Below are 13,928 nucleotides of genomic sequence, written 5' to 3' on the forward strand. Positions count from 1 at the left end.
GTTCGCGTGCGGCGGTTCCACTCACCCAACGATGAGAAGGACCTCCATGTCCGAAGTTCTTGTTTCGCCGGTCCGCACCGGGAGGCGGGCCATCGGTGTTCTCGGGTTCCTGGGGCTCGCCCTCGGCACCCTGCAGTCCGTGGTGGAGCCCGCGCTTCCCCTGCTGCAACGCGAGCTGGGGATCGGTCCGGCCGAAGGCGCGGCGATCACCATCACCCTGCTCATCACCGGCGCGGTCGTCGCGCCGATCGCGGGCACCCTCGGCGACCGGTACGGCGGGAAGCGGGTCCTGCTCGTGCTGATGACCGTGGTCTCCGCCGGAGGCCTGCTCTCCAGCCTGGCGCCGAGCCTGCCGGTGCTGTTGCTCGGCCAGGTACTGCAGGGCGCGATGGTCGGCGCGCTGCCCCTCTCCTTCATCCTGGTGCGCAAACACCTTCCGCCAGGCCAGACGCAGGTGGCCGTCGGCATCGTCAGCGGGCTGTTCACGGGCAGCAGCCTGGTCGGCACGCTGATCGCCGGACCGGTCGCGGAGGGACTGTCCCGGCACTGGATGTTCGCGCTGCCGACGATCGCGGTCATCGCGACGACGGTGCTCGTGTCCCGGGTGCTGCCGGACGACCCGCCGACCCGGTCGGACGTCAGGATCGACTGGCCGGGCGCGGTTCTGCTGAGCTGCACGTTGCTCGCGCTCATGCTCGGGATCATGACGGTGACCAGTGCCGGCCTGCCGCCGCTCGCGGTCGCCGCCATCACCGTGGTGGTGGCCGCCCTCGCGGCCGGCTGGGTCGCCGTCGAGCGCCGGGCGACCTCGCCCATGGTCGATCTGCGCATGCTCGCCGCGCCGGCGATGTGGAGTTCGTGCGTGCTCACCCTGCTCCTGAACGCCAGTGCGGGGATGGCGCTCTTCCTTGTCCCCCAGCTGTTCGCGGTCTCGGGTGACGGGTACGGGTTCGGCGCGAGCACGACCGACATCGGACTGTTCCTGGTGCCCGCGGCCGTCGCGGGGCTGGTGAGCGGGACCGTCGGCGGGATCGCGGCGCGGCGGTTCGGTCCGCGTGCGGTGGTCGTCGTGGGTGCCGTGGTCGCGGCGGTCACGCTGATCGCCCTGGCGTCGCGGCATGACGCGGTCTGGCAGCTCGTCGTCGCGAAGGTGCTGATCGCGTTCGTCGCGGGCGTCACCACCACGGCGTTGCTCGCCAGTACCGCCACCGCCGTCGACTCCGGCGACACCGGCATCGCCACCGGTCTGCTCGTGGTGACCCGGGTGGTCGGCATCGCCCTGGGCACGCAGGTCGCCGGCGCGATCCTCGCGGCCGGGACCGATCCGGTGTCGGGTCGGGCGAGCGAACTCGCCTTCGCCACCGCGTTCGGTGTCGCCGGGGTGGTCGCCGCGCTGGCGCTGGTCGTCGTCCGCTTCATGAAGGAAGGAACCAAGGCATGACAACGATTCTGATCTCCGGGGCCAGTGTCGCCGGACCCACGCTGGCGTACTGGCTGCACCGGCACGGGTTCACGGTCACGGTGGTGGAGAAGGCGGACGCGCCGCGGGCCGGTGGCTATCCGATCGACGTGCGCGGGCCGGCGGTGGACGTGGTGCGGCGGATGGGAATCCTGCCTCGGCTGCGGCACTCGCACATCGACGTGCGGCGGTTCACCTTCCTCGACGCCGCCGGTGGTGAGGTGGCCTCGGCGCGGCCGCGAGCGGGCGACGGGCAGGATCTCGAGGTGGGTCGCGGGGACCTGACGGGGGCCCTGTACGCGACGGTCCGCGACGACGTGGAGTTCCTGTTCGGCGACTCCGTCGACACGCTCGACCAGTCCGCGCACGGGGTGGACGTCACCTTCCGCGGCGGCACTCAGCGCACGTTCGACCTGGTGGTGGGTGCGGACGGGATGCACTCCAGGACCAGGAGGCTCGTCTTCGGTCCGGAGGAGCGGTTCCACCGCTATCTCGGCTACTGCTTCGCGGTGTCCACCGTGCCGAACACGTTCGGGCTCGCGCACGAGGCCATGATCTGGAACACGCCGGGCCGAGCGGCGGCGCTGTACGCGACGGGCGGGGTGGACGACGAGCTGCACGCGTTCCTGAACTTCCACCGGCCGGAACCGCCGGTGGATGTGCTGGACCTGGTGGCCGCGGTGTTCGCCGACGCGGGTTGGGAGGTTCCCGGCATCGTCAAGGCGATGCACGGGGCCGATGACCTGTTCCACGACACGGCGGGCCAGATCCGGATGCCGGCGTGGTCGAGCGGTCGGGTCGCGCTCGTCGGGGACGCGGCGTACGCGCCCTCGTTCCTGACCGGGCAGGGCACCAGCCTCGCGCTCGTCGGCGCCTTCATGCTCGCCGACGCCCTGGCCAGGAACCGGAGCCATGTCGAGGCGTTCGCGGCCTACGAACGGGACACGCGGGACTTCGTCGCCGTGAACCAGGCGTTGGTCGACAACGGAGCGGCCGCGCTCTTTCCCACGACGGCGCACGCCCTGGAGCAACGCAACGCGCGATTGCGGGACCTGGTCGCCATGCCGGCGGCGACGCAACCGGCGCACACCGCGCTGACGCTGCCGGTGTCCTAGTCGGCTCTGTTCCGGTAGCGGAGGATGCCCTCGACGCCGAGGAGGAAGGTTTCGCGGACCGGGGCCGGGTCGGTGAGGCAGCCCGCCGCCATGGCGCCGTCCCGGAGCATGACGAAGTGCCGCGCGGCGGGCTCGGGCGCGGTCTCCCCGGTCTCGGCCAGCAGTTCGGTGACGGTGTCCAGGAACCACTGGCGGTGGGCGAGGACGGCCTGGTGCACGGGGTGTGCGGGGTCGGGGTACTCGGCGGCGGCGTTGAGGAACGCGCAGCCGCGGAACCCGGGCGACTGGATGTCCTGGGCGATCGTCTCGGCGACCGCCCGGACGGTGTCGGTCGGGGAGAGACCGGCCGCGCGGGCGGCCTCCACCTTGGCGCGGATCATGTCGTCCGCCGCGGTCAGGTAGGCGACGACGAGGTCGTCCTTGCTCGGGAAGTGCCGGTACAGGGTCGCGCGGGTGACGGCCGCCTCGGAGACGATCCGGTCGATGCCGACGGAGTGGAGTCCCTCGGTGTAGAACAGTTTGCTCGCCGTGCCGAGCAGGCGGGTGCGTGCTTCGGACACCTTCGCCTCCCTTCGTTGTGACCACGGTAGCAGATAGAACGTTCGGTCTTGACAGATGCTCGTCGGGCTAGAACGATCGTTCTGTCTACACGGTTGTCCCTGAAGGAGGAACCATGAGCACCACCACCGTTCCGGCCGCCGGCGTCTCGTCACCCCTGCGGCGGTTGTACTTCGTGCGGTTCGCGTTCGCGCTCGTCTGGGCGGGGTTGCTGTTCGCGACCGCGTCGAGCCTCGGGCCGGTCGGCGTCACGCTGCTGGTGCTGTATCCGGTGTTCGATCTGGGCGCGGCGATCGTGGATGCCCGGTCGTCGAGCGGGACCAGGCCGGTCTCGCTGCTGTACGTGAACGTCGCGATCAGCCTGCTCGCCGCCGCCGGTCTGGCCGTCGCCGCGTCGTCCGGGATCCCCGCTGTCCTGCGGGTGTGGGGCGCCTGGGCGATCGTGTCGGGTCTCGTCCAGCTCGGCGTCGGTGTCGTCCGCCGCGGTCTCGGCGGGCAGTGGCCGATGATCGCCAGTGGCGGGCTCTCCGCGGTGGTCGGGGGGACGTTCATCGCGCAGGCCGCCGCGGCCGGTCCGTCACTGACGAACGTGGCCGGCTACGCGGCGGTCGGCGGCGTGTTCTTCCTCGTCTCGGCGCTGCGGCAGGGTTAGGAGCGGAGGAAGTCCAGGATCGGCTGGGTCTGGCCCAGGATGGAGTGCGCCACGTCGGGCAGCAGGGTGACGGTCGCGTGCGGGACGGCGTGGTTCATGCGCCGGACCGTGCCGAAGGAGTCGAACATGGCGTCCCGTCCGCCGACGATCACCAGGACCGGCATGGTCAGCTTCCGGAGGGCGTCGTCGGGGAAGACGGGCAGGCGGTCCTGACGGGGCTGGAAGTGCGTGAAGATCAGCGCGAGGTACTCCATGACGTCCGGTGTCGCGGTGGAGTCCACGCCGGCGACCGCCTGGATCGAGCGGCGGACGCCCCACTGGCCGAACGGCTTGTACAGCAGGGCCTTGAGGAGGAACCCGACCTTCTGGCGGCCGACGCCACCCGGGCACAGCAGGGCGAGCCGCTCGACGCGGTCGGGGCGTCGGGTGGTGTAGTCGAGCGCGAGCCAGCCGCCGAGGGAGACGCCGGTGATCGCGACACGGTCGAGGTCGAGGTGGTCCAGGACGTCGTCGAGCCAGTGGGCGTAGGCGGCGGAGTCCAGCGGAGGGCGGGACGGGGCGGAGAGTCCTGGTTCGCCGATCACGTCGACGGCGTGCACGCGGAAGTGCTTCGACCAGGTGGCGATGTCGCCCATCCACATGATGGCGTTGGAACCCGCGCCGTGGAGGAGCACGAGGGGTGGTGCGTCCTCGGGGCCGGACGCGAGGACGAAGGTCTCGCCCTCGCGGGTGGGTATCCGGAGGTGCTCGGCGGGGACGGGCCAGCTCGCGAGGGTCTGCTCGTAGCGGTGCCGGATCTCGTTGGCGCCCGCCTCGGTCTTGTAGATCATTCCAGTACCGCCTGCATGAGTTCGAGGAGCTGTCGGGTGTCGGCGAGCCCGCCGACGACGATGACTTTCAGGTGCGCCCTTTCCTCGTCGTAGACGGTTTTCACGTGCAGCGGCTGCTCGGCGGGGTGGGTGCGCACGGCGGTGAGCAGGGTGCTGACGCGGTGCGCGGTCCCGGGATCGACCGCACCGATCTCGACGATGCTCGATATGTCGACATGGCGGTGCCGGACGACCTCGGGCGGGTCCGCCAGCGGGGCGCCGACGAAGGCCTCGAGGTCGTCCCGCGAGATCCGGTACTGCTTCCCGATGCGGACCGCCCGCAGCCGGCCGTCGCGGAGGTAGCCGCGGACGGTGCGTACGTGCAGTCCGAGCTGCTCGGCGACCTCCTCCGCCGAGTAGAGCTGCTTGGTCATGTCGTTACCCTAACGACTGTGCTGTTCGTCGGTACAGGTATTTTTAGGTAACGACAGGGAGTGAGGGGGCGCGGTTGTCGCACCACCATGGCGTCGTGACGCTTCCAGCTGACGTTGTCCAGCGACCGGGCAACCTGCCGCGGTACTGCTCGCGGCACGGGCTGCCGGCTGTTCGGCGAGTGGATTTCGCGCTGCAGTCCGCGGTTCGGATCGAGGGCAGCCGGTTCCGTGCGGTGGGTGGTTCCGGGGCCCTCGGCATGGCCGACCGGCTCGGCCAGCACGGCAAGAAGGTTCGGGTCGTCCACGTGCGGAGCTGGCCGCTGTGCGGTAGGTGCAACCGCACCAGGGTCGGCTGGTTGACGCTCGCGGCGATCATGTTCTTCGGGGGGCTGACCGCGTTTGTCGGCTCGTTGATCGTGGGGATCGTGGTCGACGGCGCGCAGGTGCTGGCGGCCGTGGCGGTGGGCGGGTTCGTCCTGCTTCCGCTGGCCGCCTTTCCGTTCGCTCGCGGCGGTCTAGCCCGGATCGTCGGCGCGCGAACGTCTCCTGACGGCGCGACGGTCCTCGTCGAGAACCCGAGCCAGGCGTTTCTCGCCGGACTTCCGCGGTAGATCTCGGAGACCTGGCTTGCGCCAGGCGCGACGACTAGCCGTACTGGCCCGAGACGTTGCGTGAAACCCGGATTTCGTTGATGTCAGCCGGCTTGGGCGATTCCTTTAAGGACGGTGTCGAGCATTCTGTCGAACTCCTCGGTGGAGCCGAAGTCGGTGAGGTTCGGGGCCAGGGCGGTCATCGTCGGGTGGGTTCTGGGGTCGAAATCGGGTACGGGGGTGGCGTCTTCCCTGGTGCGGGCCAGGAGGTGGCCGTTGAGGAAGCCGAACAGGATCGAGGGGGTGTCGGCGACCACCTGGTCGGGGATGCCGGCCTCGCGCATCGCGGTGGTGAGGTGTTCCAGGGCGGCGAGGGCCACGGGTGAGGTTTGGGCTCGGGTGGCCAACAACGGGAACACGCGGGGGTGGCGGTAGGCCATCTCGCGGTAGCCGTGGGCGGTGTGGCGGGCGATCGCGACCCAGTCGGCCGAGCTGGCGTCGACCGTCACCTCGGCCAGGACGGACTCGGACACCGCGTCGAGGAGCGCCGCCTTGCCCTTGATGTGGTGGTAGATCGACATCGGGTCGACGCCCAGGTCGTCGGCCAGCCGCCGGACGCCGAAGCGGTCCAGGCCGTCGCGGTCGATCAGGGTCACGGCGGTGGTGGTGATGCGGGCGCGGTCCAGGCCCGCGGCGGTGCCTCGTGTGCGTCTGGCCACGTCCGCTCCTTCCGGGTGGCAAATCTACGCCGTAGAAACTACCGTTCATTCTACGTTGTAGGTTTCAGGAGGGGTGGACATGACCACGACCAGTGAGCGCGTTCGGCCGACGGCGATGTACGTCGGGCTGGGGTTGACGATCCTTGCCACGCTCGTGCCGGTGCTCGACATCGCGACGGTCGACACGCTTGCCGGGCACGTGCGGGACGCTTATCCGGACTGGGGCGCGGACGACGTGCGGAAGGACCGGGACGCGATCGCGATCTACCTCGTCGGCACCGGAGCGCTGGGGATCGTGCTGTGGGTGCTGACGATCCGCGCGTTCACGGGCGGCAGGCGGTGGGCGCGGGCGGCGATGACGGCCGCTTGTGGGGCCGGACTTCTCGTGGCGTTGACGAATCTGAGCCTCGGCGGTGACCACTACGACGTCGTCGTGCCGTACGGGTACGGGGTGCTGACGTTGCTCCCCTGCCTCGCCGGGCTGGTCGCCGTCGTGTCGGTGTGGCGGCCGGCCCGGCGGGCATGACCGCGGCTACCAGGTGCTGTTGGTGAGGCCGGTGCCGATGACGACCTCCTCGAAGCCGTCGCCGTCCGCGTCGTCGCTGTGGGTCATGGTGATGCGGCCGTAGGGGTCCACGGCCAACGCGGGGTGGGTCTGGGTGCCGGCGGCCGTCTCGTTGGCGCGGATTCTCGGCTGGCGGTCGTAGGTGGTGCCGTCCGGGTTGAGGCCCTGGACGTACACGTCGCCGTTCTGGTGCCAGTAGGCCACGGCGTGGCGCTGGTCGTCGAGGCCTACCTGGGGGTCGCCGCCGGGGAGGAAGGCTTCCGCGGGGGCCGCACCGGTCGCGGTGAAGGAGCGGACGCCGACCTGGTCGGTTCCACTGTGGTCGGTCACCCAACCCGCCACGAAGTCTCCGTTGAAGTTGGCGGCCACGGTGGCGTTGCGTTGTTGGCCGCCGGTGGCCTCGTTGGCCAGGCGTTTGGCGAGCTTCACGGCGCCGCTCGGGGTGAAGCTCGCCAGGCCGACGTTGTAGTAGCCGTTGCCGTCCATGTCCTCGTCCCACACCACGATCGCGTTACCGGGGGCGCCCATCGCCACGTCGGCGTGGCGGTTGGTGCCGCCGTTCGCGTGGACCTGGCGTTCGTAGCGCTTCGAGGTGATCGAGGTGTAGCCGGACAACCGTACCGTCGGGGCGGTGTCGGTCTGGTCGTCCTCGAAGACGACCGCGAACGCGGAACCGTCCGGGTCGACCGCTACCTCGGGGTTGACCTGCTGGCCGCTGGCGTCGGCGTTCGCGGTGGCGGTGCCGGTCAGGGTGCCGGCGGCGTCGAAGGTGCGCACGCGGACCTGGTAGTAGCCGTTGCCGTCCTGGTCGTCGGACCACACCACCACCGTGTCGCCGCCGGGGCGGACGGCGACGTCGGGCTGGATGTGGCGCCAGTCGCCGGAGCCGCCGGTGCTGACCTTGCGTTCGAAGAGCGAGGCGCCGTCGTGGTAGAGGCGTAGGTAGACCTCGGTGTGGGCGGTGTCGGTGGGGTTCGTGGTGTCGCGGTCGTCCTCCCAGACGACGGCCGTGTAGCCGTCACGGGAGGTGGCGACGGACGGGTTGTCCTGGTCACCGGTGGTGGTGCTGTTGACGGTGGCCCAGGTGAGGGTGCCGTCGGCGGCGGCGGGGGCGGCGAACAGGCAGAGCGACCCGGCCAGTGCCACGGTGATGGCGAGTGTGCGTCTCATGGCATCCCGTTCAGGGGTTCTGCAGGCCGGGAGCCCCGGCCTGGATCAGGTAGCTCCGCTCGGTCCGGACCGGCTCGTCGCGCACGCTGACCCGGTCGACCACGCGGAAGTCGACGGCCATCTCCGTCGGCCTGGTCACGGTGCGGACGTAGCCGCGCAGGTTCTTGTTGTACTTCAGGTGCGGGTTGACGCTCGACGTGTCGTCGTCGGCCGGGTTGCCGTCGCCGCCGGAGGACACGGACGTGGTGACCAACTCGGTGCCGATCACCTTGTCCTGGGCGTCGTAGTCGTTCATCAGGTTGCCCGCCCAGTGCCGGTGGACGTCGCCGGTCAGCACGACGGTGCTGGTGTTCCCGCTCGCCTGCCAGGCGTCCTGGATCCGGGTGCGGTTGGGGCGGTAGCCGTCCCAGCCGTCCATGCTGCGGTTGCCCGCCCCGGACAGGCGCTGGGCGAAGAACACCTGCTGGCCGATGAGGTCCCAGGTGGCCAGGCGCTGACCGAGTCCGTCGAGCAACCACGACTCCTGGGCGCTGCCGGTGAGCGTGCGCGACGGGTCGTCGGCCTCGGCGCAGTCCTTCCAGCCGTCGCCGCAGGCCTGGTCGGAGCGGTACTGGCGGGTGTCGAGCATGTGGAAGGTGGCCAGGCTCCCCCATCGCAGCCTGCGGTAGAGCTGGAGGTTCTCGCCGGACGGGGCCTGCGCCGCGCGCAGCGGCATGTGCTCGTAGTAGGCGCGGTAGGCCGCCGCGCGCCTGGCGCGGAAGTCGCCGGCCGGGGAGTCGTTGTCGCGCACCAGGTTCGCGTAGTTGTTCTCCACCTCGTGGTCGTCCCAGACCAGTACCCAGGGAGCGACGTGGTGGGCGGCCTGGAGGTCGACGTCGGCGCGGTACTGGGCGTGACGCACGCGGTAGTCGGCGAGGCTGGTGATCTCCCTGCTGGGCGTGTGCGCGCGGACGTCGGCGCCGCCGCCCTCGTAGATGTAGTCGCCGAGGTGCAGGATCAGGTCGGGGTGTTCCTCGGCCATCCGGCGGTAGGCGGTGTAGTAGCCGGAGGGGTAGTTCGCGCACGACGCGAACAGCATGGTCAGCGCTGGACTGGTACCGACCGCCGGCGCGGTGCGGGTGCGGCCGGCCTGGGAGATGTGCCCGTCGGCGCGGAATCGGTACCAGAACTCGCGTCCCGGCGGAAGACCGTCGAGTTCGACGTGGACGCTGTGTGCCGCCGCGCGGACGGCGGACACCGATCCGTCGGCGACCACGTTCTGGAAGTGTTCGTCGGCGGCCACCTGCCACTCGACGGTGACCGGGGCGTCCGGCATGCCGCCGAAGCCGTCCTGGTCGAGCGGCCGGGGCGCGAGCCGGGTCCACAGCACGAAACCGTCCGCGCTGGGTTCGCCGGACGCGACGCCGAGGGTGAAGGGGTAGGACGCGGCCGCCGCGGGCGCGGAGCTGAACACCGCCAGCCCCGTGCCGGCTCCGGCGAGCCCGCCCAGGAGGAACGTTCTTCTGCGCAGGGGCATAGCAAAGATGTGTACGGCACTTCCGCGCACGAACGGAAACATCTGGGAAAATCACCGACAGATTGAAGCTCAACGGCGGCAGACGACTGCTCCGAACGCCGTACCCGTCGGACGTGTCGGTCATGATTCTTTGGGAGGAGCCGCGTGTACCGCGGGTGAGGTGTTCGCGGGCAGCCGCTCCACTCGGGAGTGAACGAGGTGTTCTCGCAGGTAGTTCGACTGCGCGGGTATCGCGTCGCCGCGAGCGGATCGCTTCTATCTGAGGGTATGGACGTATCACGGGAACACGGTGGTCTTGGTAGACGGTCGTTTCTGACGGCGGCGGGTCTCGTCGCGGCCAGTCCGGTGGCCGGGTCGGTGTTGGCGCCGGGGATCGCGGCGGCCGCGCCCGTTCGCCTGCCGGGCCGGACCGGGACCGCGGAACGCGACGACGAGCGATGGCGGACGTGCCAGCGGTTGGCGCGGGAGCTGCTCCTGGTCGGGCCGGACGGGGAGGACCTCAAACTCCAGTACCTCAAGATCCTGATCGACAACGGACTGCCGAAGACGTCCCGACCCAAGGACGTTCTCGTGGTCGGCGCGGGGATCGCCGGCCTGGTGTCGGCGTTGCTGCTCAAGCGGGCCGGGCACCGGGTCACCGTCGTCGAGGCCAACGGGAACCGGATCGGCGGGCGGATCAAGACGTTCCGGCGCGGGCCGGGGAACAGCACGACGCCGTTCACGGATCCGGCGCAGTACGCGGAGGCGGGCGCGATGCGGCTGCCGGACTTCCACCCGATGACGCTCGCGCTGATCGACCGGCTGGGGTTGCGTCGTCGGCTGTTCTACAACGTGGACGTCAAGCCGGGCACCGGAAGCACCGGCAGCGTGCCGCCGGTGGTGTACCGGTCCTTCACCGGCGAGGAGTGGCGCAACGGTCCGGACCGGCCGGACTTCCGGGCGCCGGAGCAGGCGCTGCGGACCTGGATCGACACCAACGGGCAACAGGTGCGGCGGGCCGAGTACGCGCGCGACCCGGAGCCGATCAACCGGGGCTTCGGGATTCCGGGCGACCAGGCGCTCGCGTCGGCCGGCGCGCTGCTCGACGCGGCGCTCGACCCGGTGCGGGACTACTACTCCACGAGCACGCCGGACGGGCGGGTCAACAAGCCGATGGCGGAGTGGTTGGAGGGCTGGGCCAGGGTCATCTACGACTTCGACCACCACTCGATGGGCAGCTTCCTCACCGGTCACCTCGGACTGGACGAGCGGACCGTGGACGCGATCGGCACTCTGGAGAACCTCACCTCGCGGTCGCCGCTGTCGTTCATCCACAGCTTCCTCACCCGCAGCCTGGTCGACAGCCGGGCGACCTACTGGGAGATCGAGGGCGGCACGGCCCGGCTGCCGTACGCGCTGGTCGACGAGCTGGGCGACGACCTCCGGATGAACCGGCGGATGACCCGCCTCGACTACTGGACGCCGGAACGGGACGGCGAGTCACCGCACGTACGCCGGGACGGTCCCCGGGTGTGGGTCGAGACGGTGAGCGAGTCCGGCGGCACCGACGCGGTGTCCGGCACGCCGGGCGAGACCGAGATCTTCACCGCGGACGTCGCGGTCGTGACCGTGCCGTTCACCGCGCTGCGGCACGTCGAGGTCACCCCGCTGTTCTCCTACGGCAAGCGGCGCGCGGTGATCGAGCTGCACTACGACTCCGCGACCAAGGTGCTGCTCGAGTTCACCAAGCGGTGGTGGGAGTTCGACGAGGACGACTGGCGGCGCGAGTTGGAGGCGATCAAGCCGGGGCTCTACCAGCACTACCTGGCGCTGGACAAGAAGCCGGCGGCGGAGACGGTCGGCGGCGGCTCGGTCACCGACAACCCGAACCGCTTCATGTACTTCCCGTCGCATCCGGTGCCGGGCAGCGACGGCGGGGTCGTACTGGCGAGCTACAGCTGGGCGGCGGACGCCTCCCGGTGGGACTCGCTGTACGACGACGAGCGCTACGCCTACGCCCTGCGCGGCATGCAGTCGGTGTACGGCAAGCGGATCGAGGCGTTCTACACCGGCCGGGGACACACCCAGAGCTGGCTGCGCAACCGGTACGCGCTCGGCGAGGCGGCCGTGTTCACGCCGAGGCAGTTCACCGAGTTGCACCCGTCGATCACGACCGCGGAGGGCCCGGTGCACTTCGCCGGCGAGCACACCTCGCTCAAGCACTCGTGGATCGAGGGGGCGCTGGAGTCCGCGGTCCGGGTCGCGCTGGAGGTGAACACGGCCGACTGACCGGTCTCGACTATGTAGCCCACTGTTCCGACTGAGCGGGGGCGGCCACGAGCCGGTGGTGGCCGTCCCCGACGACCCCGGGCACACGGCGTCGAGCCCGGCTGGACGCGTACCCCGAGAAGCCGTCACCGACCGCCCGTGGACCTGGGAAGCGCGCGGCACCGTCGGTGGCGGGCGAAAGTTCTCCGAAAAACCGGGTCACATCTTGACTACCGGAGTGTTATCGCTCACAGTCGCCTGTAGAACGCCCTCTGCAATTGTTCGCACGTGTTGTAGAGATCGGGAAACGTCCCATGATTTCGTCGATTGTGGACCTTTAACGGAGAATGTTAGCGCTAACATATGGCAGGAGAAGGCCATGTCCGGGCTAGGCGGCTCCCCACTGTTCGTGCGCTTCGTCGTCACCGCACTGTTGAGCGGAGTCATGGTCGTGCTCGGTGCGACGCCGAGTTCGGCCGCCACCGTCGACACCGAGGCCTGGTACGTGCTGGTGAACCGCAACAGCGGCAAGGCACTCGACGTCCACAACCTGGCCACGAACGACGGCGCCCGGATCACCCAGTGGGCCCGCAACGACGGCGCCCAGCAACAGTGGCGGTTCGTCGACTCCGGCGACGGCTACTATCGCCTCCGGTCCCGGCACTCGAACAAGGTCCTCGACGTCTACAACTGGTCCACCGCCGACGGCGCCGACATCGTCCAGTGGACGGACCTGAACGGGGCGAACCAACAGTTCCGGCTCGCCGACTCGGACAACGGCCACGTCCGACTGATCAACCGGCACAGCGGCAAGGCACTCGAAGTGCGGGGGGCCGCCACCACCGACGGCGCCGACGTCGTCCAGTACACCGACTGGGGCGGTGCCAACCAACAGTGGCGACTCGTCCGGGTCGGCGGCGACACCCAGCCGCCGGACTCGGCGCTGCCGTCGAACTTCCAGTGGAGCTCCAGCGGCGTGCTGGCGGGCCCGAGGTCGGACGCGAGCCACGACATCGTCGCCATCAAGGACTACACCGTGGTGCGCCACAACAACCAGTGGCAGGTCTACGCCACCACCGCCAGCCGGTCCGGTGGCTGGAACCTGGTGCACTTCGCGTTCCCGGACTGGCCGCAGGCGGCGAACGCACAGCACACCTTCCTCGACACCTCGTCGGGCGTCGGAACCGGCTACCGGGCCGCCCCGCACCTGTTCTACTTCGCGCCGCAGAACCTGTGGTACCTGGTCTACCAGACCGGGCTGCCGTCCTACTCGGTCAGCAGCGACCCCAGCGACCCGAGGTCGTGGTCCACGCCGCGCAACTTCATGTCCGCGATGCCGGACATCGTCGAGGACAACATCGGCAACGGGCACTGGCTGGACTTCTGGATCATCTGCGACCCGGCCAACTGCTACCTGTTCTCCAGCGACGACAACGGCCACATCTACCGCAGCCAGACCAGCACGGCCAACTTCCCCAACGGGTTCGGCAACACCCGGATCGCGCTGCAGGACACGCCGAACAACCTGTTCGAGGGCAGCGCCGTCTACAAGGTCGGGAACACCGACGAGTACCTGCTCCTCCAGGAGGCGATCGGGTCCGACGGCCGCCGCTGGTACCGGTCGTTCACCTCGGACCGGATCGACGGCCAGTGGACCCCGCTGGCCGCGACCGAGTCCAACCCGTTCGCCAGGTCCAACAACGTCACCTTCCCCAGCGGGGCCTGGACCCGGGACATCAGCCACGGCGAGCTGATCCGCTCGGGCAACGACCAGACCCTCACGATCGACCCCTGCCGGTTGCGGTTCCTCTACCAGGGCATGGACCCCTCGGCCGGCGGCGAGTACTCCCAGCTTCCGTGGCGCATGGGCCTGCTCACCCAGACGAACTCGACCTGCTGATCCACCGCCTCCGGAACAGGTGGACCGGACGCTCCCGGCGCGTCGGTGTACCGTGGGGGTGACGGCGGCCCGCTCAGTTCTGCCTCGGGCCGCGTTTCTCGTCGACCTCCACGCGCCGCGACCGGATCGGTTCGCGCCGGGCAGGACGACCCCCCTACGTTTCGGAGTACCACATGGCGGCTCGCCGCCCTCTC

The 13,928-nt window shown here is 70.0% G+C and carries 13 protein-coding genes; 7 read left to right on the forward strand and 6 right to left on the reverse strand.

The window, feature by feature from the left end; all coding sequences use genetic code 11:
• Positions 1 to 46 precede the first annotated feature (46 nt).
• Together JT362_RS27815 and JT362_RS27820 are read left to right on the forward strand one after the other, a co-directional pair.
• Positions 47 to 1,441 (forward strand): MFS transporter, encoded by a 1,395-nt coding sequence (locus JT362_RS27815; protein ID WP_260194762.1) that lies wholly within the window; start codon positions 47 to 49, stop codon positions 1,439 to 1,441.
• A complete protein-coding gene (locus JT362_RS27820; protein WP_260194763.1) occupies positions 1,438 to 2,574 on the forward strand; it encodes an FAD-dependent monooxygenase in 1,137 nt (378 codons plus the stop codon). The genes JT362_RS27815 and JT362_RS27820 overlap by 4 nt, the downstream gene beginning before the upstream one ends.
• Here the strand turns inward: JT362_RS27820 and JT362_RS27825 are convergent.
• Complete coding sequence (locus tag JT362_RS27825; protein WP_260194764.1) at positions 2,571 to 3,134, reverse strand: TetR/AcrR family transcriptional regulator; 564 nt, start codon at positions 3,132 to 3,134, stop codon at positions 2,571 to 2,573. The two genes, JT362_RS27820 and JT362_RS27825, sit on opposite strands and share 4 nt — an antisense overlap.
• 113 nt (positions 3,135 to 3,247) lie before the next feature.
• Here JT362_RS27825 and JT362_RS27830 point away from each other — a divergent pair, with 113 nt between their 5' ends.
• Positions 3,248 to 3,784 (forward strand): hypothetical protein, encoded by a 537-nt coding sequence (locus JT362_RS27830; protein ID WP_260194765.1) that lies wholly within the window; start codon positions 3,248 to 3,250, stop codon positions 3,782 to 3,784.
• Here JT362_RS27830 and JT362_RS27835 read toward each other — a convergent pair.
• Together JT362_RS27835 and JT362_RS27840 are read right to left on the reverse strand one after the other, a co-directional pair.
• The gene (locus JT362_RS27835) at positions 3,781 to 4,614 is read right to left on the reverse strand and encodes an alpha/beta fold hydrolase (protein ID WP_260194766.1); all 834 of its coding nucleotides are present in this window, start codon (positions 4,612 to 4,614) and stop codon (positions 3,781 to 3,783) included. The two genes, JT362_RS27830 and JT362_RS27835, sit on opposite strands and share 4 nt — an antisense overlap.
• Positions 4,611 to 5,027, reverse strand: coding sequence for a helix-turn-helix domain-containing protein (locus JT362_RS27840; RefSeq protein ID WP_260194767.1), 417 nt, complete (start codon positions 5,025 to 5,027; stop codon positions 4,611 to 4,613). Before JT362_RS27840 ends, JT362_RS27835 begins: the two co-directional genes overlap by 4 nt.
• Before the next feature lie 95 nt (positions 5,028 to 5,122).
• Here JT362_RS27840 and JT362_RS27845 point away from each other — a divergent pair, with 95 nt between their 5' ends.
• Positions 5,123 to 5,638: a hypothetical protein gene (locus tag JT362_RS27845; protein WP_260194768.1), complete on the forward strand. Its 516-nt coding sequence runs from the start codon at positions 5,123 to 5,125 to the stop codon at positions 5,636 to 5,638.
• Positions 5,639 to 5,721: 83 nt separating this feature from the next.
• Here the strand turns inward: JT362_RS27845 and JT362_RS27850 are convergent, their stop codons facing one another.
• On the reverse strand, positions 5,722 to 6,336 hold the full coding sequence (locus JT362_RS27850; protein WP_260194769.1) for a TetR/AcrR family transcriptional regulator: 615 nt from the start codon (positions 6,334 to 6,336) through the stop codon (positions 5,722 to 5,724).
• Between the two features lie 79 nt (positions 6,337 to 6,415).
• Here JT362_RS27850 and JT362_RS27855 point away from each other — a divergent pair, with 79 nt between their 5' ends.
• The gene (locus JT362_RS27855) at positions 6,416 to 6,862 is read left to right on the forward strand and encodes a hypothetical protein (RefSeq protein WP_260194770.1); all 447 of its coding nucleotides are present in this window, start codon (positions 6,416 to 6,418) and stop codon (positions 6,860 to 6,862) included.
• Between the two features lie 6 nt (positions 6,863 to 6,868).
• Here JT362_RS27855 and JT362_RS27860 read toward each other — a convergent pair whose 3' ends face one another.
• Both JT362_RS27860 and JT362_RS27865 read right to left on the reverse strand, forming a co-directional pair.
• Positions 6,869 to 8,071: a hypothetical protein gene (locus tag JT362_RS27860; RefSeq protein ID WP_260194771.1), complete on the reverse strand. Its 1,203-nt coding sequence runs from the start codon at positions 8,069 to 8,071 to the stop codon at positions 6,869 to 6,871.
• Positions 8,072 to 8,081: 10 nt separating this feature from the next.
• The gene (locus JT362_RS27865; protein WP_260194772.1) at positions 8,082 to 9,587 is read right to left on the reverse strand and encodes an alkaline phosphatase D family protein; all 1,506 of its coding nucleotides are present in this window, start codon (positions 9,585 to 9,587) and stop codon (positions 8,082 to 8,084) included.
• A 357-nt stretch (positions 9,588 to 9,944) separates the two neighbouring features.
• Between JT362_RS27865 and JT362_RS27870 the strand changes: the two genes are divergently transcribed.
• Together JT362_RS27870 and JT362_RS27875 are read left to right on the forward strand one after the other, a co-directional pair.
• The gene (locus tag JT362_RS27870) at positions 9,945 to 11,855 is read left to right on the forward strand and encodes a flavin monoamine oxidase family protein (RefSeq protein ID WP_260194773.1); all 1,911 of its coding nucleotides are present in this window, start codon (positions 9,945 to 9,947) and stop codon (positions 11,853 to 11,855) included.
• 358 nt (positions 11,856 to 12,213) lie between these two features.
• Entirely contained in the window at positions 12,214 to 13,734 is a 1,521-nt protein-coding gene (locus tag JT362_RS27875; protein WP_260194774.1) for a non-reducing end alpha-L-arabinofuranosidase family hydrolase, read from the forward strand.
• The last annotated feature ends 194 nt before the right edge of the window (positions 13,735 to 13,928 follow it).

This window comes from Actinophytocola gossypii (assembly GCF_025165815.1).
GTDB lineage: Bacteria > Actinomycetota > Actinomycetes > Mycobacteriales > Pseudonocardiaceae > Actinophytocola > Actinophytocola gossypii.

Excerpts from the sequence above, each read along its gene's own strand:
- JT362_RS27860 (WP_260194771.1), bottom strand. The coding sequence starts at position 8,071 with ATGAGACGCACACTCGCCATCACCGTGGCACTGGCCGGGTCGCTCTGC.
- JT362_RS27820 (WP_260194763.1), top strand. The coding sequence starts at position 1,438 with ATGACAACGATTCTGATCTCCGGGGCCAGTGTCGCCGGACCCACGCTG.
- JT362_RS27815 (WP_260194762.1), top strand. The coding sequence starts at position 47 with ATGTCCGAAGTTCTTGTTTCGCCGGTCCGCACCGGGAGGCGGGCCATC.
- JT362_RS27875 (WP_260194774.1), top strand. The coding sequence starts at position 12,214 with ATGTCCGGGCTAGGCGGCTCCCCACTGTTCGTGCGCTTCGTCGTCACC.
- JT362_RS27830 (WP_260194765.1), top strand. The coding sequence starts at position 3,248 with ATGAGCACCACCACCGTTCCGGCCGCCGGCGTCTCGTCACCCCTGCGG.
- JT362_RS27855 (WP_260194770.1), top strand. The coding sequence starts at position 6,416 with ATGACCACGACCAGTGAGCGCGTTCGGCCGACGGCGATGTACGTCGGG.
- JT362_RS27865 (WP_260194772.1), bottom strand. The coding sequence starts at position 9,587 with ATGCCCCTGCGCAGAAGAACGTTCCTCCTGGGCGGGCTCGCCGGAGCC.
- JT362_RS27835 (WP_260194766.1), bottom strand. The coding sequence starts at position 4,614 with ATGATCTACAAGACCGAGGCGGGCGCCAACGAGATCCGGCACCGCTAC.
- JT362_RS27840 (WP_260194767.1), bottom strand. The coding sequence starts at position 5,027 with ATGACCAAGCAGCTCTACTCGGCGGAGGAGGTCGCCGAGCAGCTCGGA.